Consider the following 21,500-nt stretch of genomic DNA (forward strand, 5'->3'; position numbering starts at 1 on the left):
GAACGGTGGGGTTCCGGACCTGCATCCCATGACCCGGACGCTATCGGGCCACGGCGATGTGCAGGCGAACGATCAAGGCGTGTAAAATGCCGCTCCAGAACAATGCAACCGGAAACGTTCCGCGCTCAGGAGATCACCGCAATGAACCTCGAGAAGGCACGCTTCAACATGATCGAGCAGCAGGTCAGGACCTGGGATGTGCTCGACCCCGGCGTGCTCGACATCATGGAGCGTCTGCCGCGGCATGAGTTTGTCACCCCGGAGCACCGGGATCTCGCGTACTCGGACCTGGAACTGCCAATGGGCCACGGCGAGGTCATGCTGACGCCGAAGCTGCAGGGACGGATTCTGCAGGCGCTGGGTGCAAGCCCTGTGGAACAGATCCTGGAAATCGGCACGGGTAACGGCTATCTCACGGCATGCCTGGCGGCAATGGGCGCTCATGTACACAGCGTGGACATCCACCAGCCGTTCCTGGATACCGCCGCCCGGCACCTGCGCCAGGCCGAGGTTCAGAACGTGACGTTGGTCGAGGGCGATGCGGCAGAAGGATGGGACGATGGCCGCCGTTATGACGCCATCGCGGTCACCGGATCACTGCCCCGGTTTCACGAGGGTTTCCACCGCTCGCTGACCATCGGGGGTCGGCTGTTCCTGATCGTCGGCGAGGCGCCAACCATGGAAGGCCTTCTGATCACGCGGGTCAGCGAGACACAGTGGTCCCGCGAGAGCATCCTGGACACCTCGATACCGCCACTGGTCGGCGCGCCGCGGTCGACCGGCTTCCACTTCTGAGATGGTCACCGAGACGCAACCGAACGATCTGGCCGACCGGCTTGCCGCCGGCGAGCCGCTAACCCTGCTTGACGTCCGCGAGCACTGGGAAGTCGAGCATGCGGCGATTGACGGGATTCTGCACATTCCAATGGGAGAAGTCGTGGCGCGCCGCGAGGAAATCCCGGACGACAGGCCGTTGGTGTGCGTCTGCCATCATGGCATGCGCAGTGCGCAGGTGGCGGCCTACCTGGAGCAGCAGGGCTGGACCGGGGTGGAAAACCTCAGCGGCGGCATTGATGCCTGGTCACAGACCGTCGATCCCGGCATCCCCCGTTACTAGGGAAACACTGATTTGTTCGCGCGCCGGCTTTCGAATCGGTCCGCACAATCCTAGACCGCAATCAGCGGCCTGATCTGTTCCAGCATGCGCTCGGTCGCGCCCCTGTTGGCGTCCATCAGGGCCTGTGCGCAACGGCCGGCCGCAACCCGCCGATCGGGGTGTTCCAGCAATTCGGTCACCGCATCGGCCAGGAAACCGGCGTCATGGACCTGTTGACCGGCGCCACTTTCCACCAGCTGCTCGGCAACCTGACGCATCTTGAACACATGCGGCCCCATGATCACTGGCAGCCCCATGGCCGCAGCCTCCAGCGGATTGTGCCCACCAATCGGCACCAGCGTCCCGCCAATGAACGCGGCATCCGCCGCTCCGTAGAACACCAGCAATTCGCCCATTGAATCGCCGAGATAGACCTCGGTGCCTTCCGGGCAGGCCTGATCGCTGCTCCGGCAATGGAGGGAAAACCCTTGGTCCCGAACCAGGCCGGCGACCCGTGAGAAACGGTCCGGATGTCGCGGCACCAGCAGCAACAGTGCCCGGGGCACACGCTCCAGCACCGTGCGATGCGCCTGCAGGATCTGCTCTTCCTCGCCATCCCGGGTGCTGGCCGCAATCCACACCGGCCTGTCGCTCCCGAGTTCGCGGCGCAAGGCCTCGCCGCGTTCGCGGGCACTGGCCGGAATCTGCTGCTCGAACTTCAGACTGCCGGTGACAACCACGTTGCGGGGCGGCGCCTGCAGTTGCCGCAAGCGGTTGGCGTCATCCGCAGTCTGCGCGCAGAATCGGTCCGGTGCCCGGAACACAGGCCCCATCAGCCGCGGCAGCCGGGCGTAACGCCGGGCGCTGCGCCCTGACAGCCGGGCATTGACCACCACCAGCGGTACGCGCCGCCGTTTCAGGACGTGAAACAGGTTGGGCCACAACTCCATCTCCACGATCAGTGCCAGACTGGGCCTGGAGCGATGCAGGAAAGCCTTGACCGCATGCGGCAGGTCCAGCGGCAGGAAACAGTGCCGAACGCTGTCGCCGAACAGGCTCAGCACCTGCTCGCGACCGGTCGGCGTCATGGTGGTGATCAGCAGCGGACGCTGGGGAAATTCGCGCTGTAAGCCACGAATCAGGCCGGCGGCGGCCTGAACCTCGCCCACGGACGCGGCATGTACCCAGATGCCGCGCTGCGGCAAATCCATTGGTGGCAAACCGAGGCGTTCACCCCAGCCGTGACGGTAGGCGGGTTCACGCAGTCCGCGCCATGCCAGGTACAGCACGGCGAACGGAGTCAGCAGGTACAACAGGGCACTATAAAGCCGTCGCATACCGTCAGGATGCAGAGGATCGATGATCCGCCGCAAGCCGGGGCAGCACCGTTTCCACCGCCTCCGTGGTCAGCCAGATCCGCTCCAGGTCCTTTCCCGTCCAGCGCCGCGCCCAGCCAAGCATGGCTTTCAGGCGGCGCTTGATGTGATGTCCGCGGCGGACGGCTTCGAGTACGGCCTGTGGTGGCCCCTGCCGCAGATAGTCATCCAACAGTCTGCAACACAATTCACGTCGTTGCTCGCCGTCAAAGGCCTTGATCGCGGTTGCCGAATGCACCAGCAACATCAGGTCCATGGCCTGCCGGGCAGGCAGGGTCAGGGTCTGGTCCAGCGGTTCTTCGAAATCGATGCGATAGAGACGGTCGTCCCACTGCGTGTGATTGCGCAGCTGTGCGCCGCCATGCCAGTGGCCGCGGCGATGAAAATCAGCCAGCTCCGACGCAACCCGGCAGGCCAGCTCGGCCTGCCCGGCCACATCCAGCGAACGCATGACCTGGGTCAGCGGCGGCCCGACGTCCTGCATGATCAGGTGATCATCGGACACCAGCACCACCTCCGGCACCGACTGGCCCTGCGCATGCAGGGCGCGCAGCCGCGCGGCCTCGTAATGCAACTGGTCCGCCTGGCCCAGGCGCAACGGACCAAGCCGGGGCCAGTGCCCGGCGAGGAAACGCACCAGCAAGGCACCACCCAGGGCTCGCGGCAGACTGCGTCCCGCCGCCGACTGCTTGACCATGTACCGCTGGCCGGCGTGATTCAGGGCATACACGCGTCGCTTGGCTGCCGGTGCCTCGCGGTAGGCCCGGGCGCGTATGGCCTCGATTTCGCTCTCGCCAAGGTCCCGAACCGCGGGGACCGGCTCGGACAGGTTGCGCTGCCCCATCAGTCCGGACTCGTTCGCCGCGGGACCGGTCATTCGGCACCCTGTCGCGCGCCGGAACGCACGCGGCTGATCAGGTCGGTGGTGGAGCAACCATCCAGGAAGTCCAGCACCTCCACGGATCCGCCATTGGCCGTGACCTGTCGGTACCCGACGATGTCCTCCGGCTGGTAGTCGCCCCCCTTGACCAGCACATCCGGCAGCACACGCTCGATCAACCGCTCCGGCGTATCTTCGGAAAACGGCACCACCCAATCCACGGCAGCCAGCGCGGACAGCACCGTCATCCGGTTCTGCAGCGTGTTGACCGGACGCTCCGTCCCCTTCAGCCGGCGCACCGAGGCATCGTCGTTGACTGCAACCAGCAGACGATCGCCGCGGTTGCGAGCCTGCTCCAGATAGGCAACATGACCGGCGTGGAGCAGGTCGAAGCAGCCATTGGTCATCACCACCCGCTCGCCGTGAGCGCGGGCATCGGCCACCGCCTGCAACAGACGGTCCTCGGTCATCACGCCGCGGCCATTACCCTCGGATTCATGCAGGGCACGGCGCAGTTCGGAGACGCTGACGGTTGCCGTGCCCAGCTTGCCAACCACGATCCCGGCGGCGATGTTCGCCAGTGCCGTGGCCTGCGGCAGTTGAAGCCCGGCGGCCAGGCCTGCAGCAAGGGTGGCGATCACCGTGTCGCCGGCGCCGGTGACATCGAACACGTCCCTGGCCCGCGCCGGCAGATGCAGGTGCTCCCCCTCGGCGGTCAGCAGGCTCATGCCCTGCTCGCCACGGGTTATCAGCAAAGCCCCGATGCCGCATGCGCTGGCCAGCCGCCGGCCCCGCTCGATCAGGGCGTCGTCATCCGCGCAGGTGCCGACCACCGCCTCGAACTCACTGAGGTTCGGTGTTGCCAGCGCGGCGCCCCGGTAGCGGCTGAAATCACTGCCCTTGGGGTCGACCAGCACCTGCAGGCCGGCCTCGGACGCCGCCTGGATCAACGGCTGGGGATCCCGCAGCGCACCCTTGGCATAGTCGGAGAGCACCAGCACGCCTGCGCCGGCGAATGCATCCTGCAACAGGGGCAGCAGGTCCGCCGCGGTGACGTCACTGAAGGCATCCTCGAAATCCAGACGAATCAGTTGCTGCTTGCGACTGATGATGCGCAGCTTGGTGATGGTTGGTGCAGAGGGATGCCGCAGGAAACGATTCTCGACGCCGGCCTGCTGCAGCAAGCGTTCAAGATCCGCGGCCGTGGTATCGGAGCCGGTTACCCCGCTCAGCGTGGCGCTGACACCCAGCGCGGCCAGGTTCAGGGCAACGTTTCCGGCGCCGCCTGCACGCACTTCGTCGCCGCGCACGCGCACCACGGGCACCGGTGCCTCCGGCGAGATCCGCCCGGTATCGCCGTGCCAGTAGCGATCCAGCATCAGGTCGCCGGCCACCAGGACACGGACGTTATCAAATGTGGGCAGTTGCAGCTTCATGATCGCGGCGCGGGGCTCCTGATGCCGGCAAAAACTGGTTGCGGAGTATATCATTGGCGCCAGTTCACCGATTGAAGCGGCACCGTGCCTTGCCAGATAACCAAAACCAGTCTCGGGCGCAGGCGCCAGAATAGATCACCATTTCCCTAAGGTTGCAGCCGATTCCCAGCAACCCGCCGTTACAACCCTGGAGACCGGATTGAGCGACACGCACGACAGCACGCCGACCCATCCGGCGCATCCGCGCAACTGGGGCCAACTGATCATCCTCGGCCTGCTCTGGCTGCTGGCCCGCCTGCCATGGCGTGCCGCACTCCGGCTGGGCCGGGCCGGCGGACGCCTGAGCTACCACCTGCTGCCGGAACGCCGGCGGATCGCCCGGCGCAATATCCAGCTCTGCTTCCCGGAATTGTCCGGAGCCGACCGCGAGGCAACGGTGCGACGGAATTTCGCCTACCTTGGCCAGGGCATCGCCGAGGCTGCGCTCGCCTGGTATGGCGGCCCGGCAGTCGACCGAATCCCGTGCACGGTGACGGGCCTGGAGCATCTCAAGGCCGAGCAGGAGGCGGGCCGCGCCGTGATCCTGCTATCCGGCCATTTCGTCTCCATCGAGCTCACTGGCCGCCTGGTGCATCCGCATCTGGAGATGGCCGTGATCTACAAGCCGTTGGTGAAACAACCGCTGCTGGACCGCTCGATGCGCGAGGCGCGGTTGCGCCGCGGGCACCCGGCAGTCATCGCCAAGGACGATATTCGCGGCATCGTACGGACGCTTCGCCGGGGCATCCCCGCCTGGTACGCCGGCGACCAGAACTACCGCACCAAGCAGAAGGTTTTCGCGCCGTTTTTCGGCATCCCCACGGCAACGGTGACGGCGCTTAGCCGGCTGTCGCAGATGGGCAAGGCCAGCGTGGTGCCGCTTTTCTTCAATGCAAGACCTGACGGTTCCGGCTATGAAATCAGGTTGCTTCCGCCACTGCAGGATTTCCCCAGCGGTGATGTCACCGAGGATGCCGCGCGAATGAATGCCGTGCTGGAAGAAGCCGTCCGGCAACACCCGGACCAGTACCTGTGGATCCACCGGCGGTTCAAAGACCACCCGGACGAGGTCGACATGTATCCCAAGGTGCCGGATCACCGGGAGCTGCGGCGCTCAAAAAAACGCCGCCCGAAGGCGGCGTCCTGACGCCGTGCTGCCGCCGAATCAGCGGCTCGCCTTTTCCTTGACGTAGCTGCCCGGCGCATCCTCGATCGGCTTCAACTTGCCGTCACCCGGAACACGCGGATCGACCTTCGCCCCGGCACGCCGCACCAGCCACTTGTTCCACTCCGGCCACCAGGAGCCGTCGGTGTGGCTGGCGCCGTCCAGCCAGGCGTCCGGATCCTTCGGATTGCGTGAATTGGTCCAGAAGCCGTACTTGTTCTTTGCCGGCGGATTGATCACCCCGGCGATATGGCCCGACCCACCAAGGATGAACTTGGACTGGCCGCCCAGCAGATGCACGCCCCGGTAGCAGGTCTTCCATGGCGCGATATGGTCTTCCGCCGCCGAGATGAAGCAGCTCGGCACCTCGACCTTGCCCAGATCGATTGGCGTGTCGCGGATGACCAGCGAACCCGGATCCTTCAGCTTGTTCTCCTGGTACATGTTGCGCAGGTAGAAGCTGTGCATCTTGGCGGGCATATTGGTGCAATCCTGGTTCCAGTAGAGCAAATCGAACGGGAACGGATCGTCACCCTTCAGGTAGTTGTTGATGAAGAACGACCAGACCAAGTCGTTGGCGCGCAGCGAGCTCATGGTCGACGCCATCGAGGTGCCTTCCAGGTAGCCCTTTTCGTCCATGCGCCGTTCCAGGGTCGCCAGCTGTTCCTCGTCGATGAACAGCTCCAACTCGCCCGGCCGGGTGAAATCCAGCATCGCGGTAAAGAAGGTGATGCTCTTGACCCGGTCATCGCCCTTGGCGGCCATGTAGGCCAGGGTCGTGCCCATCAGGGTGCCGCCGAGGCAGTAGCCAACCGCATTGACGTCCCGTTCACCGGTCGCCTGCTCGACTGCGTCCAGCGCAGCCAGCGGACCTTCCAGCATGTAGTCGTCAAAGCCCTTGTCCGCGTATTCACGCGTCGGGTTCTTCCACGAGATGGTGAACACGGTGTGGCCCTGCTCGACCATGTACTTGATCAGCGAATTCTTCGGCTGCAGGTCGAGGATGTAGTACTTGTTGATCCACGGCGGAATGAACAGCAATGGCCGCTTGTAAACCTTTTCGGTCGCCGGCTCGTACTGGATCAACTGGATCAGATCATTCTGGTAAACCACCTTGCCCGGACTCATCGCGAGGTTCTTACCGACCTCAAAGGCCTCGGTATCGGTCATGCGGATATTCAAGCGGCCGTCGGTCTCGGACAGGTCGTTCAGCAGGTTCTTCAGACCCTTGAGCAGATTGTGGCCCTTGGTTTCCAGGGTCTTCTCGAGCACCGCCGGGTTGGTCGCAACGAAGTTGGTCGGCGACAGGGCATCGACAAACTGCCGGGTGTGGAACGAAATCTTGCGCGCCGTCTTGTCGTCCAAGCCTTCCACGTTGTTCACCGTGGAATGGATATAATCGGCCGCCAGCAGGTAGCTCTGCTTGATGAAGTCGAACAGCGGGTTCTCCTCCCAGGCCTCGTGCTTGAAACGCTTGTCGCCGGCATCCGGGCTGATCACCGGATCCTGCTGATGCCCCCAGAAGCGCAGGGCCGCGTTGTTCACCAACTGCAGGTAATCCTGCCAGAAGGCCATCTGTGCCTGGGCCAACTGCATGGGATTGGCAAGCAAACGGGTATTGAGCTGCTGGAACAGGCCGCTCATATGCAGGGCGTCATCCATGTCGATGACCTTGGCCTGCTGCTGCTGATCGAGAAAGGACTTGACCAGTTCCTGGCTGCGATCCGTGATATCAACGAGGGTACGCGAGAGTTCTTCCGCGCTGATCTCTTCGGCTTCAGTCGACTTGTCTGACATGATTTCCAATCCTCACTGCAGGCCCCGAACCGAGGCGAATGTCTATGCCGTTTTCAGGGAATCGATCGGCGGTTTCCCAGCAAGCCGACCATGATACTGCACGGCAACAAAATGGCACAAGCGCACAATACGCTATACAAATTACTGAAAACCAAACATTTTTTGAAGAATGCCGATGACTGAGCTGCTGGGCCTTCGATGTTCTGGTGCATTGCAACATAACAGGACAAGCGCCCTGACTGAAAGGCTGGGCATCCCGTTGCTGGCAGAATCAGCGACGCCAGCAGGCCTGTTTCTCGACCTTGGTCCGAAGGGCCTGGCGCTGCTCGATGGCCGTCCGGGTGCGCCGGGAGCCGTGCGTGCGGACTTTCTCGAACCGGCACTGCTACGCCGCATGCAGCAGGTCGGCGCACGCTCGGAACAGCTGGTCCGCGCGGTCGGCGCAACAAAAGGCCGACGTCCGACGGTGGTCGACGCCACCGCTGGCCTCGGCGGCGATTCGCTGATTCTTGCCTGGGCCGGTTGCGCGGTAACACTGGTGGAGCGCTCGCCCATTGTTGTGGCCCTGCTTACCGACGCCCTCGAGCGGGTCAGGCATACCGCCCCCGACAACCCGGCGGCGGAACTCCGCCTGGTCGAAGCCGATGCCAGGGACTGGCTGGCAGGCCTGGCGGAAACCGACAGGCCGGATGTGGTGTATCTGGACCCCATGTACCCTGAGCGGGGGGCCGCCGCGGCGGCGCGCAAGGAAATGCAACGACTGAAGCAACTGCTGGGCAGCGACGAGGATGCGGCCCCCGAGTTGCTGCGGGTTGCCCGCGCCGCAGCGCGCCAGCGGGTCGTGATCAAGCGGCCACGCAAGGCGCCACTGCTTGCCGGCTCGAAGCCCTCGCATCAGATCAGCGGCCGCAGCACGCGTTTCGATGTCTACATGTGCCACCCAGGAACGGAGACGAATCCCGCATGAGTCATGCCCCACTGCCGGCACGGGGTCTGTCCCCGGCTTCGCTCGCCGACAGCGTCAGCGTCGGCGTCCCGACCATCGGCCCCGGCGGCATCGCCTGGCTGGAGTCGGATCCGAGGAACGCCGGCAAGGTCGGTGTCCAGGTCCTGGCACCGGGAAGTCGCAGCCCAAAACGGCTGGTCGACCGGGACTGGAACGTCCGCAGCCGGGTGCATGAATACGGCGGCGGAGCGCTCTGGGCCGGCCATGGCGATTTTCACTGGTTCCTGGTCGATGAACCCAGCCAGTCGCTCTGGGCCATCAGCCGCAGCGGCGAGGAGCCCGTTCGGCTGGTACCGGGTGAGGACGGCATAGCACTGGCTGACGGTCACCTGAGCGCTGATGGCCGACGCCTGGTCCTGTTGCGGGAAGACAAGCAAGCGGACCGGACCCAGGTGCTGCTGCTCGACCCGCGTGAGCCGGCAGAGCAGTCCGTTCTGGAGAACGATGCCGACTTCTGCGCCGCACCCCGACTGAGTCCGGATGGCCGGCATGCCGCCTGGATCGTCTGGGATCATGGCACCATGCCGTGGGAGGCGACGCGCCTTCGAATCGCGGATTTGCAGACCGGCGAACGGCGAACCATCGACGACGACGCCCACTCCATCCTGGAGCCGGTCTGGACCGAATCCGGCGAACTGCTGGTACTCAGCGATCGAAACGGTGCCTGGTGCCCGAGCCGCGTGGCCGGTGATGTGCTGCAACCACTCTGTGACTCAGCCGATGACCACGCCCGGCCGCCCTGGCAACTGGGCGGCGGGCATTACGCACCGCTGCCGGACGGCAGCCTGCTGGCCATCCGCGTCGCGCAGGCGCGCTGCCAACTCGTGCGGCTGCACCGCGATGGCAGCGAGGAATCGATTGCCGGGCCGGAGAACGATATCGAGGGGCTGCGGGTGGATGGCTGGACGGCCGTCTACCTGGCTGGCAGCGCCAGGAGCCCAAGAAATATTCACCGCCGCAATCTGCAAAACGGCCAGGTCGAGCGACTCTCGGGCCAAACGCCGCCGCGGGCCGTGGGTGCAGGCAACGGCGCCGCCGAACTGGTCATGACCGATACCGCGGACGGACCGGTCTACGGGTTTCTGTACTGTCCGGAGGGGGCGATCTGCCCACCTCTGCTGGTCCGCGCCCACGGCGGCCCGACCGCGATGAAAAGCCCGGTTTTCGCTCCGGACACCCAGTTCTGGCTTAGCCACGGCTTCGCGGTGCTGGATGTGAACTACGGCGGCAGCAGTGGCCACGGCCGCGCGTACCGGGAACGCTTGCGCGGTGCCTGGGGCCGAATCGACAGTGACGACTGCGTGGCCCTGGCCCGGGCGTTGGCCGAGCAGCGCAAGGTGAATGGTGACCGGATGGTCATCAGTGGCAGCAGCGCCGGCGGTCTGACCGTACTGAATGCGCTGCAACAGGGTGTTTTCGCAGCGGGCACGAGCCGCTACGGCGTCACCGACCTGCTGCGCCTGGTGGATTCCACGCACCGGTTCGAAGCCGGCTATCTGGATTTCCTGATCGGCACCCTGCCGGAGCACCGGCAGCGCTATCTCGACCGCTCACCCGTCAATCATGCCGACAGGATCCGCGGCGCGGTGCTGTTGCTGCAGGGTGAGGACGACCCGGTGGTGCCGCTCAGCCAGGCCCAGGCGATCCACGACGCCATCCGGGCCCGCGGCGGAGAATCGGAACTGGTGGTGTATCCGGGAGAAAAACACGGCTTCCGGAAGGGCGAAAACCTGGAGGATTCGTTTCAGAGGGAGTTGGGGTTTTACCAGCGACTACTGGGATAGGGAAAGTTTTCAGTGGTTCAGTGTTCAGATTTCAGACCAAACCCAGAGGCAAACGACGGCCCTGTCTGAACACTGAACACTGAAACCTGAAAACTTCAGTTCCCTATTCCATTGTCTCCGCATCGGCGACTTTCGGGCGGCTGCCGAACTTCTCCCGCAGTGCCTTGCTGTTCTTGGCATTTCGCAGGATCAGCGGCTGCTCGACCATCACCCGTGGTTCCTCTTCGGCTGATTCCACCGCATCCCGCACCTGCTGGTGCAGCGGCGACAGATGGCAGGTCGGGTCGGTGGCCGCGGCATCACCGGTCAGCAGATAGGCCTGGCAGCGGCAACCACCAAAGTCCTCGAACCGCTTGTCACAGCTCCGACAGGGTTCCTGCATCCAGTCCAGGCCGCGGAAGCGGTTGAATAGCTCGGACTCGTTCCAGATCCAGTTGAGATCCCGCTCGCGCACATTGGGAAGCGGCGGCCCCGGCAGCATTGCCGCGCCGTGGCAGGGCATGACCCGGCCGTCGGGGTTGACGCCAATAAAGGTCGTGCCCCAACCGTTCATGCAGGGCTTGGGCTTGCCCTCGTAATAGTCGGACCAGATGTAGTAGATCCGCATCTTGCCGGCCATTTTCTCCCGCCAGCGGTTGGCGACTTCCTCGGCGTGCGTCAGCTGTTTCATGGTCGGCATCAAGGCCTTCCGATTCACATACGCCCAGCCGTGGTACTGGGTATTGGCCAGTTCCACGTAGTCCGCTTCGAGATCGGCCGCCATTTGCAGGATTTCATCGATCTGGTCGAGATTGCGCCGGTGCAGTACCACGTTCAGTACCATTGGATAGCCCTGCCGACGGATTTCCCGTGCCATGGCCTCCTTGTGCTCGAACTGCGTCCGCCCCGCCACATCGTCGCTCAACGAGGCGGTGGCCGCCTGGAAACTGATCTGGATGTGATCCAGCCCGGCCTCCTTCAGCCGCGCCAAACGATCCGCGTCCATGCCGACGCCGGAAGTGATCAGGTTGGTGTAAAAACCAAGCCGGCTGGCTTCGGCCACCAGTTCTTCCAGATCCTTGCGCACCAATGGCTCGCCACCCGAGAAACCGAGTTGCACGGCACCCAGTTCGCGCACCTCGCGCATGACCCGTATCCACTCTTCGGTGGAAAGCTCGTCCTTTTCGTTGGCGAAATCCACCGGGTTGGAGCAGTAGGCACACTGCAGCGGACACCGGTAGGTGACCTCTGCCAGAAACCACAGGGGCCCGCGTCGACTTCCGATGTCAGGATTCAGTCCGGATCCAGCCTCGCTCATGTGCATCCTCCAGAAACGCGTAGACGTCGCCGTCGAGATCGGCGTCCGGGAACTGTTCATGCAGGGCCGCCAGCACCTCGGCCACCGAACGACCATCACAGTATTTGAGTATCGCACTGGCGCTGTCGTTCAACTGCACCATGCCTTCCGGGTACAGCAACACGTGCGAGTTCTGGGACGGCTCCCACTGAAACTTCATGCCATGGGCCAGGTTGACCCGTGTATCGGCTGCAAAACTCATGGCTGCATCGCCCCCTTCACGGCGTCGTAAGGTGGCATCCCCACCACATAGGCCAGGTACATGGCGTCGAGCATAGTCCAGAGCACATCAAGCTTGAACTGAAGGATATCCAGAGCCCGCTCCTGATCCTCCCGCGTCTTGAAGTAATCCAGGGTAATGGCAAGCCCGTGTTTGACGTCTTCTCGGGCCTGACCAAGGCGTTTCTCGAAATACTGCAGCCCCTTGATATCAACCCAGGGGTAATGCCGCGGCCAGGTCTCAAGGCGCGAGGCGTGGGCCTTGGGCGCAAACAGCTCGGTTAGCGAGGAACAGGCAGCCTCCTGCCACGGGCGTGTACGGGCGAAGTTGACATAGGCATCCACGGCGAAGCGCACGGCTGGCAGCACGTCATCCAGCGACAGCAGGCGTTCTCGATCAAGGCCCACCGCTTCGCCCAGGGCCAACCATCGTTCGATGCCGCCGGCATCGCCCTCCAGGCCGTCATGGTCGGTGATGCGCTTGATCCAGATGCGGCGGGTCTCGCGATCCGGACAGCTTGCCAGGATCGCGGCATCCTTCTGCGGGATGCTGATCTGGTAGTAGAAGCGGTTGATCACCCAGCCCTGCATCTGCTCGCGGGTGAGCTTTCCCTCCGCCATCATCACCTGGTAGGGGTGATGGAAATGGTAGTAGCGCCCCTTTTCCCGAAGTTTCTTCTCGAAGGTCTCGCGGTCCCAGGGCGCCCCGGAATCCCGCAGCGAGTCAGAGTTCGATGCCAAGCCCGTCATAAGCAACCTCCAGCCCAGCCTCGTCCAGGATCCGCCGCTCATCGCTGTCGGGATTCAGGATCGGGTTGGTATTATTGATATGAATCAGGATACGGCGGGCATCTGGAAAGTCCGCCAGTACCTCGATCATGCCGCCCGGACCGGACTGGACCCTGTGCCCCATCTCGGCGGCAGTCTTTTCACCACCGACTTCGCGGGCCATTTCATCCTCGCGCCAGCATGTTCCATCGACCAGCAGCACATCCGCGCGTTCCATGTAGGGGCGCAGGTGATCCTCGATGATCCCCAGGCCCGGCGCATAAAACGCGGTTCTGCCAGTGGCGATGTCCTCGAACAGCACTCCGATATTGTCGCCCGGCTGCGGATCGGCACGATGCGGCGAATACGGCGGGGCCTTGCTCAACAGCGGCACCGGATGAATGCGCAACCCCGGCAGTTCTGCGGGTTCGAAACTCCGGGTCTGCAGATCAATGCGATTCGGCGTCACCCCCGAATAGTGCTCGAGGATGTTAAAGATCGGAAAGCCGGTTTCGAGATCTTCCCGGACCCGGTCAGTGCAGTAGACGGACAGCGGCGCGCTGCTCTCGCGCAGCATGATCAGGCCTGTCACATGGTCGATCTGGCTATCCATCAGTAATACGGCAGCAATGCCCGAGTCGCGTACAGCGCGAGCGGGCTGCAAGGCGGGCGTTGCCAGGATCTGGGCGCGAATATCCGGTGAGGCGTTGACCAGAAGCCAATTCTCGCCATCAATGCTGACGGCAATCGAGGATTGGGTGCGCGCCTCTGCGCCTGTCGCGCCCTCGCGCCAGTCATTGCAATTACGGCAGTTGCAGTTCCACTGCGGGAAGCCACCGCCGGCGGCGGAGCCGAGTACGTGAATTTTCATGGTAGGAAGAAAAAGGGGGCGGCCGATGGCCACCCCCTTTTATCTCAGCCCTGACTTCAGCGGTTGCTGACGTACAGGTTGATTTCGAAGCCGAGACGCATTTCGTTGTAAGCAGGCTTGTTCCAGGACATTGTGCATCCTCCAGTTGTGGATTCAACTTGCGTTGACGAGCATTCTATCGCTCGTGTTTGCAACCATTGCAAACTAGGACTCGGAAGTCAAGCACCCTATTGACAAACACGACCGGATTATGAGTCGCCGAGCACCGCGCCATACGCGACGCACGCTTGTCACAGGATGTGAACAGATTGGAGCACCCTGAGCTGGCCAGAAATTTTCCTGTCCGAGCCAGACGTCCACTGGCACGAAGCCCGGGACGAAACAACCCCTTGATCTGTCAGGTCACAAGAGCCTTTGACCCTCGCCCCTCAACACATTCCGAAAATTTGCCACCCGTCGGTTGTCCGATTCTCGTGTGACACCCCGGTCCTGTGAGCAGTAACCGTGCCAGCGCCGATTGGCGACTGGTGCCAGTCTTGCGGAATACCGCCTTCAACTGCGCACGTACCGTGTGGATACTGACACCGCTTTCCGCTGCAAGTTTCTCGAGCGGTTCCCCGGCAGCGATGACGCCGGCCACGCGGACTTCGGCGTCGGTCAATCCGTACAGGCTGGCCACCCGAACAAGGTCCAGCGAAACCGGCATGGCCGGATCGTGGAGGAACACCGCGACGAACGTGTCCACGACCGGAAACACGGCATCGATGTCCAGGCTCGGGTGGATTGGCATGACCAGCGCATTCAGGTGGCTACCGTCATCGCGGCGCATGACCAGGTTGCCACCAGCCGACTTGCCTCGGCCCTGGGCCGCGCGCAGACAGACCCTCACCAGGCGCCTCAAGCGATTGTTGTCTGCTTCGATAAAACAGCGGAACCTGCCCTGACGCGGGGTCGGCAACTGCCCGCTCTCGATCAGCGACTCCGCTCCCGGCGAGGTGTATTGCACGCGCCCGCGTTGATCGAGCAGCAGAAACGGCAGTCTGCTGCCGCAGGCAGCCCTCGCGGCGGCCGCGTTGCGCGCGCGCTCGGCGCCGAGTTGGCGGCCCAGGAAGAAGGCCCGACGGAAATGCGGGAGCAGACTATTGATGTGTCGGGTCTCGATGTCGGTGTACGGACCCTGCCCCCCGGTACGCTGGATCAGCAGTTGCACAGCCTCATCGGCGGAGCGATCAACCGTGCCACAGACACCGTGATGGATATCCAGCCTCCGCGCCCAGTCATTGAAGAATTCCGTCTGGTAAAACGCTTCCTGCTTGCAGGAGAAATCAAGATAGGTGGAATACAGGCGGCCGGGCTTCTTGTGCCTGAGCTCGGGGCGCCATGGACAGGTGTTCACATAATGCGCGGTGTATTCGCGGTGGGCCCCGTCATCGATATTGACCTTGAGGCTGCGCTTAACCGTTGTCGCGTCGGCATTCATGATCAGTAGGCGGGCCGATCGCGACCCCGTGCCCTCGACCAGGCACTCGAGCGCCTGCTGCAATCTCTCCGGCTCGGTCACCGAGAGATACAGATTGTCGAGTAGTGACGCGTGCCACTGCGCGTCACTACCCATCACACCTGGGCTATCCATACCCCGACCCACCCTTGCATCCCCGTGACGATGGTTCGTCACTTCTTTTCACGATACTGCCAACCTGGCCACGCCATGCATCCGATGCCGGTTTTTCTTATTGTTGGCGAGGCCGGTTGCCACTGTTTCCGTTTGGCAACAGATTACTAACTAGCGAAAACTCCCGATCACTGCAAGCCTGATGGAGCAAGGATGCAAACCCGAACACTGACCCTGAACAACGGCATGCCACTGCAGTTCGACCACGCGCCGCGTGAGACTGGCCTACCCACACTGGTCCTGATCCACGGCTGGACATGCCGCCGGAGTTACTGGAAGCCGCAGGTCGAGCACCTGAATGATCGCTACCCACTGCTGGTCCCGGACCTGCCCGGACATGGCGACTCACCTGCCTGGCAGGAAACCCCGGCAAGCATTGACGGACTCGCCGATTGTCTCGTCGAATTGATCACACACCAGGTCACGGGACCGGCCATCCTGCTGGGGCATTCCATGGGTGGTGCGGTTGCGCTCAAGGCGGCGCAACAACTCGGCAACGTGGCCCGCGGCGTGATCCTGGCGGACACCTTCGTGATCGACTATGGCGGCCTGGATGCGGAGACCCAGGACACTCTCTACCAGACCTTCGCCGATGACTTTTCCGGCGGCATGCACTGGCTGATCGACAACACCAGCGTCGAACAAACCCCTGAGTCACTGAGAAACCGGTTGAAACAGGAGATGGCAGAAGCCGATCCGGCCTGGGCGCTGCCGCTATGGAAGACGTTGCTTGCCTGGCAGCCGGACGAGACCTTCCCTGCAGTTCGATGCCCGATTCGAGCGATCAACGGCAAGCTGGTCCCGATGACCGCCCGCAAGCGTTGCAAACCCTTTCTGAACGAAGTCGTCATGCCCCGGGCCGGGCATTTTCTGCAGATGGAGGATCCCATTGGATTCAATCGCTTGCTGGATGAAGCCCTGGCCGATTTGACCTGAGCCGCACCGCATCACCCATATGGGTGATGCGGCGAAACGCACCCCCTTGCTAACTAGGACGCAGGGCTGGCTGTCCCGCAGCCCGCAAACAAAACAGCACAGAGGGTGTGAGTCATGTTCAAACGATGGGCAATTCTGGCGTTCGCAATCGGCGCCGCATTTACGCTTGCTGCGTGTAACAGTTCGAGTAGCGGCAGCAGTAGTTCACGCAGCACTACAGATGCCAACCTCGGCGACCCGGCAATTATTGAAGGGACATTTTTCACTGCCAGCGGCAACGGGATGTCCTACCGCATGGATGGCCTTGGTTGGCAGATTGTTAGTCTGGCCGTTTCCGATGGCTTCGCCAGCGACCGCCTCAGCGACTTCCTAGCCCCCGCGACACTCCCCGCAGACGCAACATTCTCGGTTGTGCGCTTGAGTAGTGAAGACGCAGTCGACATCAGCGATGCCGTAGAAGTGATAATGAACAGCATCTACGAGATCGACGTTGACCTCGCACTAGAGCTCGTGCAGTCGGAATTCTCCGACATATCGCAACTGAGCAGCAGCCGTTTGGCGCTTCGCATCAGTTCGGAAGACGAGGAATTCAGCTTTCGGACACCGCTGGCGGTGGGTGATGCCGACGAGCCCGACGCCATCGACACTTCGCCGCTGAGCGAGTTGCTGACCCGGGAGATCGAGGCCCAAGCACTCGGTGGCGACGGCGATCTCGACGCCTTCTATGCAGAGATCGATCCACTCGAAATCAGTGAAATCCGTAACGCGTTCATCGAGGCTGTCAACCAACTGGTCACCGCAATCAATCTCAATGATCTTGAGGATGCGGCGGCAACTCTGGAGGAGAGCGGGGTCGGGGATACAGTCGGCCAAGTGGTTGCACGCGCCTCTAGCCCGCCCGCGGACGCCGCCGACCGGGACAACCTGCTTGGTGAATACAACCAGATTTTTTTCCAGACCTCCTTGCTGACGAGCGGGTTCGAACATCTGCCGACGGTGACCGATCTGGAACTAAGCGAGGGTTCCGAGGCTTCGGAGCTGGAAGTCGCCATCACGCGGGGCGAGCAATCTGTCCAGGCACAGTTCTCGGATGGTGTCGTGGATCCCGGAGATTTCCGCTATGAGCAATTCGATGGCTTGACCGACGAATCCGGCCCTGGCCTGCTCGGAAGCAACGGCGGCCTGATCGTCACGCGGGAAGCTTTTACTGAACTGGAAGAGCGCGACGAATTCAATCGCCGAGCCGAGTTCGCGCCGACCACGCGTTTCTTCGTGGCAAGTCCCGTCGACCGTCTACTTTTCGGAAGTTCGCGGGAGACATCGCGAATCTTCTGCGCCTCGACAAGCTGTGACAGCCTCTCGCAAGGGGACTTGATTGACAGTTTCGTCGACGTGGGCTTTCTGGTCGCGGCACCGGTGCTGGATGCCCCCGTTGAGATCACGAACATCAATGGTCGATACGGCACCCTGATCCTGTCCTCGGATCTTGAGGATGACGGCCGCGAACTTGCCGGACGTGGAATCGCGACGACGGTGAGCAACGGAACCAGCAGCGCGTTCGATTTTTTCCTTGAAGTCGAATTTTTTCGAAGCTCGGACGGCGAACTGGTTCGCGAGGCGGACACCGTTTCCGACGCGGGAATCCCCACCGAGTTCGACGTGCCCTTTGATAACGGCTTCCCGTTCGGTAACGGAGCGCTGGAGCTGACGATTGATAACGACCTCATTCTCCGCGGTTTCGCGAACAACGCAGATGCCGATCTCATGTTCATGACATCGGCCCCGGTCTGCGTTGACACGACTGGTGGTCGCGAGCCCTGTGAGGCAGACGGCGATGACCGCCTGAATAACGGGTTGTTCTTCGCCAACTACGAGCAAGTAGAGCCTGATGACGGAGACAACGGCGATCTCCTGGACCGGGTAAACCACGAACTTCTGGTTGGAATGAAGCTACCGGAATCCACTCCGGAACTCGGTGCCAGAACGTACCGGATCCGCGGCAAGGGTATTACCTACACCGGTAGTGGCAACAACACCCTGACCACCGCCGTCACCGGTGGTCGCCTGGCCCTGGATGGCAGCGGAGGCATGGAATTGACCGCCAGGGTGCTTGAGGCCAAACGCTCCGGCGACGCGGGCAACCCCCGCCGACAGGGAGGCATTTTCGATGGCGTCGGGCAGATAACCGTCAATCCCAAACTAGCCGGTGGCATTAGTCTGGACTTCATGGGTTTCGAGGATGAGGGTCCAGAGTTCGGCGTTGTCGGCAACGGCTTCGTCTCTGCCGACGCGGATCATCGCTACATCGCAATCCTGCTGGAGGTTGGAGACGGTGTTGCTAGCAACCAAGAAGGAAGTGTCGAGGAGGGAGGCTTTATTCTGCTGTTCGGCACCCTGATCGACTGACGCTGAAAGTACCCTTTACCGTCACTGCGCCCGGCTCCCGCCGGGCGTTTTTCGTTCCGCCCCTCAGACCATCAACTGCCCACCATTGACCTCGATCACCTGGCCGGTGACATAACCGGCCAGCCCGCTGGCAGCGAGGTAGAGAAAGGTGCCGGCGCAGTCGTCGGGCTGGCCCAGGCGTTTTTGCGGAATGGCATTGCGCGTGCGTTCGAGTTTTTCCGGCGTCGAGTAGCGTTGGTGGAAATCGGTGTCGAAGGTGCCGGGGCTGATGGCGTTGACGCGGATGTTTCTCGGTGCCAGCTCGGTGGCCATGGCCCGGGTGAAGGTGCTGACGAAGGCCTTCGAGGCGCTGTAGAGGCTCGAGCCCGGGCTGCCGCCATTGCGTGCGGAGATGGAACTGACATTGATGATCGCCCCGCCCTGCTCCGCCAGATGCGGCGTGGCGGCGCGGGTGGCGTGGATCACCGAGCGGGCATTGAGGTCGAACACCGCATCGATGAAGGCATCGTCGATCTCCTCGATCGGCGTGCGCCCGACCATGGACCCGGCGTTGTTGACCAGCACCTGCAGGCCACCAAAGCGCTCGACGGTCTCGGCAACCATGCGTTCCACATCCGCGGCCTTGCGCACGTCGGCGCAGACCAGGTCCGCCTCGCCGCCGGCGTCGCGAATGTCCGCGGCCACCGTCTCCGCCCCGTCCCTGGTCTGGTGACAATGCACCATGACGCGCATCCCGGCTTGCCCCAGCCAGCGCGCTGCGGCGGCGCCGATGCCCCGGCTACCGCCCGTGACCAGCGCCACCTTCCCTTCAAGTTCCAGACTGGGCATCCCGTTTGGCATCCGCGTAACTCCTGACCTGTCGCATGGCTTCATCCCAGCCGGCCACGGCACGCGCTCGCTTGTCGGGGTCCATGGCCGGTTCGCAGCGGCGGTCGCACCGCCAGCGGTCGGCGATGGTAGCACGCGCGTCGAACACACCCAGGTGCAGGCCGGCCAGGTAGGCGGCGCCGAGGGCCGTGGTCTCGATGACCTCCGGGCGTTCCACCGGCACGTCCACCAGATCGGCCAGGCATTGCAGCAGCCAGTTGTTGGCCACCATGCCGCCGTCCACCCGCAGGGCTGCCGGCCGATAGTCCGCATCGTCGGCCATGGCATTGAACAGGTCCCGGGTCTGGTAGCAGGTGGATTCCAGCGCCGCGCGTACCAGTTCGGCGATGCCGGTATCGCGGGTCAGACCGAAGATTGCACCACGGGCCAGTGGGTCCCAGTAGGGGGCGCCAAGGCCGGTGAATGCCGGCACCAGATAGACCCCGCGGTTCGACTCCAGGCCTTTCGCCAATTCCTCGGTCTCGGCGGCAGAGCCGATGATGTGAATCGCGTCGCGCAGCCATTGCACCGCGGCGCCGGCAACGAATATCGAGCCCTCCAGGGCATAGGTGGTCTTGCCATCAAGGCGGTAGCCGATGGTTGTCAGCAGGCGATTGCGCGACTGCACCGGTGTATCACCGGTGTTCAACACTGCGAAGCAGCCAGTACCGTAAGTGCTCTTGACCATCCCCGGCTCGAAACAGGCCTGGCCCACCAGCGCCGCCTGCTGATCCCCGGCAACACCGGCAATCGGCAATTCGATACCGATACCCTCGGTGGCGACGCCGAAATCGGCGGAGCAATCCAGCACCTCGGGCAACAGGGAATCCGGGACATCCAGCAACTCGAGCAACACCGGGTCCCAGCACTGCTCGTGGATATTGAACAGCAGCGTGCGGCTGGCGTTGGTGGCATCGGTGACATGACGCTTGCCGCCGGTCAGTTTCCAGATCAGCCAGGTGTCGATGGTGCCGAAGGCCAGTTCGCCACGCTGAGCCCTTTCGCGGGCGCCGTCCACATGGTCCAGCAGCCAGCCGATCTTGGTGCCGGAGAAATAGGGGTCCAGCAACAGGCCGGAACGGGCGGTCACATCAGGCTCATGCCCCGCCTCGCGCAGCGGTATGCAGCGGTCTGCGGTGCGCCGGTCCTGCCAGACGATGGCCCGGTGGATCGGCTCGCCGCTGGCGCGATCCCAGATCACCGTGGTCTCGCGCTGGTTGGTAATGCCGATGCCGGCCACTTCGGCGCCCTGTTCCGGCAGCGCTGCCAGGGCCTCGCGGCAGACCGCACAGGTGACGCGCCAGATTTCCTCGGCGTCATGCTCCACCCAGCCATCATCCGGGAAGTGCTGGCTAAATTCCTGCTGAGCACTGGTCACGATGGCACCGGCGTCGCTGAACACGATGGCACGCGTGCTGGTGGTGCCCTGATCGATCGCGAGGATGTGGCGTTTGCCGCTCATTTCTAAGGCTCCTGCGGTGAATGTCCCCTGAACGTAACCGGCTTTTCCACGTCCGAAAAGAATGATGCAGCGCGGGACGAGACTGTGTTTCTTTAAGGAAACACTAATTTATTCTCGCGTCTGCGCCCGAGACCGGTTTTGGTCATCTGGCAAGGCGCGGTGCCGGTTCGGTAGCTTGAGCTACCGAACCGGTGGCGCAATACAGCCAGGGGCCAAAACCGGCCGGGCCCTTTGGGTTGGGCCGCATTTTTCCCGACTGCCGCGTTGCGCTGCTTGACCGCAGAATGACTGCGGCGCTGCGCAGCGCGCCTTGCCTCGGAAAAAATGCGGACTCCAACGCAGGCGTGAGAAAAAAGTCAGTGTTTCCTTCAGGAAGCGAAGACC

19 protein-coding genes are annotated in these 21,500 nt (G+C 63.0%); 7 read left to right on the forward strand and 12 right to left on the reverse strand.

Translation table 11 applies throughout. The features are described from left to right. Positions 1-141 precede the first annotated feature (141 nt). Both M0534_RS10110 and M0534_RS10115 read left to right on the forward strand, forming a co-directional pair. On the forward strand, positions 142-795 hold the full coding sequence (locus tag M0534_RS10110) for a protein-L-isoaspartate O-methyltransferase family protein (protein ID WP_248568303.1): 654 nt from the start codon (positions 142-144) through the stop codon (positions 793-795). Position 796: 1 nt separating this feature from the next. After that, the gene (locus tag M0534_RS10115; RefSeq protein WP_248568304.1) at positions 797-1,117 is read left to right on the forward strand and encodes a rhodanese-like domain-containing protein; all 321 of its coding nucleotides are present in this window, start codon (positions 797-799) and stop codon (positions 1,115-1,117) included. A 50-nt stretch (positions 1,118-1,167) separates the two neighbouring features. Here the strand turns inward: M0534_RS10115 and waaA are convergent, their stop codons facing one another. The 3 genes from waaA to hldE are packed head-to-tail and all read right to left on the reverse strand — an operon-like array spanning position 1,168 to position 4,788. After that, positions 1,168-2,433: a lipid IV(A) 3-deoxy-D-manno-octulosonic acid transferase gene (gene waaA / locus M0534_RS10120; RefSeq protein WP_248568305.1), complete on the reverse strand. Its 1,266-nt coding sequence runs from the start codon at positions 2,431-2,433 to the stop codon at positions 1,168-1,170. 4 nt (positions 2,434-2,437) lie between these two features. Next, positions 2,438-3,349: a BUD32 family EKC/KEOPS complex subunit gene (locus M0534_RS10125; protein ID WP_248568306.1), complete on the reverse strand. Its 912-nt coding sequence runs from the start codon at positions 3,347-3,349 to the stop codon at positions 2,438-2,440. Further along, positions 3,346-4,788, reverse strand: coding sequence for a bifunctional D-glycero-beta-D-manno-heptose-7-phosphate kinase/D-glycero-beta-D-manno-heptose 1-phosphate adenylyltransferase HldE (gene hldE / locus M0534_RS10130; protein ID WP_248568307.1), 1,443 nt, complete (start codon positions 4,786-4,788; stop codon positions 3,346-3,348). The genes M0534_RS10125 and hldE overlap by 4 nt, the downstream gene beginning before the upstream one ends. A gap of 199 nt (positions 4,789-4,987) precedes the next feature. Between hldE and M0534_RS10135 the strand changes: the two genes are divergently transcribed. Next, complete coding sequence (locus tag M0534_RS10135) at positions 4,988-5,974, forward strand: lysophospholipid acyltransferase family protein (RefSeq protein ID WP_248568308.1); 987 nt, start codon at positions 4,988-4,990, stop codon at positions 5,972-5,974. An 18-nt stretch (positions 5,975-5,992) separates the two neighbouring features. On the opposite strand, the gene M0534_RS10140 is transcribed toward M0534_RS10135, so the two are convergent. Then, positions 5,993-7,789 (reverse strand): PHA/PHB synthase family protein, encoded by a 1,797-nt coding sequence (locus M0534_RS10140; protein ID WP_248568309.1) that lies wholly within the window; start codon positions 7,787-7,789, stop codon positions 5,993-5,995. Positions 7,790-7,964: 175 nt separating this feature from the next. Here M0534_RS10140 and M0534_RS10145 point away from each other — a divergent pair, with 175 nt between their 5' ends. Both M0534_RS10145 and M0534_RS10150 read left to right on the forward strand, forming a co-directional pair. Continuing rightward, complete coding sequence (locus M0534_RS10145) at positions 7,965-8,756, forward strand: class I SAM-dependent methyltransferase (protein WP_248568310.1); 792 nt, start codon at positions 7,965-7,967, stop codon at positions 8,754-8,756. Next, positions 8,753-10,579, forward strand: a complete 1,827-nt coding sequence (locus tag M0534_RS10150; protein WP_248568311.1) for a S9 family peptidase — start codon at positions 8,753-8,755, stop codon at positions 10,577-10,579. Before M0534_RS10145 ends, M0534_RS10150 begins: the two co-directional genes overlap by 4 nt. Before the next feature lie 103 nt (positions 10,580-10,682). Here the strand turns inward: M0534_RS10150 and pqqE are convergent, their stop codons facing one another. The 6 genes from pqqE to M0534_RS10175 all read right to left on the reverse strand — a co-directional run bounded on the left by pqqE (position 10,683) and on the right by M0534_RS10175 (position 15,406). Then, positions 10,683-11,876, reverse strand: a complete 1,194-nt coding sequence (gene pqqE / locus M0534_RS10155; RefSeq protein WP_248568312.1) for a pyrroloquinoline quinone biosynthesis protein PqqE — start codon at positions 11,874-11,876, stop codon at positions 10,683-10,685. Then, positions 11,845-12,117, reverse strand: a complete 273-nt coding sequence (gene pqqD / locus M0534_RS10160; protein WP_248568313.1) for a pyrroloquinoline quinone biosynthesis peptide chaperone PqqD — start codon at positions 12,115-12,117, stop codon at positions 11,845-11,847. Before pqqD ends, pqqE begins: the two co-directional genes overlap by 32 nt. Then, on the reverse strand, positions 12,114-12,884 hold the full coding sequence (gene pqqC, locus M0534_RS10165; RefSeq protein ID WP_248568314.1) for a pyrroloquinoline-quinone synthase PqqC: 771 nt from the start codon (positions 12,882-12,884) through the stop codon (positions 12,114-12,116). Before pqqC ends, pqqD begins: the two co-directional genes overlap by 4 nt. Further along, on the reverse strand, positions 12,859-13,773 hold the full coding sequence (pqqB, locus tag M0534_RS10170) for a pyrroloquinoline quinone biosynthesis protein PqqB (protein ID WP_248568315.1): 915 nt from the start codon (positions 13,771-13,773) through the stop codon (positions 12,859-12,861). Before pqqB ends, pqqC begins: the two co-directional genes overlap by 26 nt. 56 nt (positions 13,774-13,829) lie before the next feature. Beyond that, positions 13,830-13,904, reverse strand: a complete 75-nt coding sequence (gene pqqA / locus M0534_RS13825; protein WP_428348745.1) for a pyrroloquinoline quinone precursor peptide PqqA — start codon at positions 13,902-13,904, stop codon at positions 13,830-13,832. Between the two features lie 266 nt (positions 13,905-14,170). Further along, positions 14,171-15,406, reverse strand: a complete 1,236-nt coding sequence (locus M0534_RS10175) for a helix-turn-helix transcriptional regulator (RefSeq protein ID WP_248568316.1) — start codon at positions 15,404-15,406, stop codon at positions 14,171-14,173. A gap of 192 nt (positions 15,407-15,598) precedes the next feature. Between M0534_RS10175 and M0534_RS10180 the strand changes: the two genes are divergently transcribed. Beyond that, positions 15,599-16,381: an alpha/beta fold hydrolase gene (locus tag M0534_RS10180; protein WP_248568317.1), complete on the forward strand. Its 783-nt coding sequence runs from the start codon at positions 15,599-15,601 to the stop codon at positions 16,379-16,381. Between the two features lie 114 nt (positions 16,382-16,495). After that, positions 16,496-18,787 (forward strand): hypothetical protein, encoded by a 2,292-nt coding sequence (locus tag M0534_RS10185; RefSeq protein ID WP_248568318.1) that lies wholly within the window; start codon positions 16,496-16,498, stop codon positions 18,785-18,787. A 63-nt stretch (positions 18,788-18,850) separates the two neighbouring features. Here the strand turns inward: M0534_RS10185 and M0534_RS10190 are convergent, their stop codons facing one another. Next, positions 18,851-19,615, reverse strand: coding sequence for an SDR family NAD(P)-dependent oxidoreductase (locus M0534_RS10190; protein ID WP_248568319.1), 765 nt, complete (start codon positions 19,613-19,615; stop codon positions 18,851-18,853). After that, the gene (glpK, locus tag M0534_RS10195) at positions 19,596-21,116 is read right to left on the reverse strand and encodes a glycerol kinase GlpK (RefSeq protein ID WP_248568320.1); all 1,521 of its coding nucleotides are present in this window, start codon (positions 21,114-21,116) and stop codon (positions 19,596-19,598) included. The genes M0534_RS10190 and glpK overlap by 20 nt, the downstream gene beginning before the upstream one ends. Positions 21,117-21,500: the final 384 nt, after the last annotated feature.

It is taken from the genome of Methylonatrum kenyense (genome assembly GCF_023195885.1).
Classification (GTDB): Bacteria; Pseudomonadota; Gammaproteobacteria; order Nitrococcales; family Aquisalimonadaceae; genus Methylonatrum; species Methylonatrum kenyense.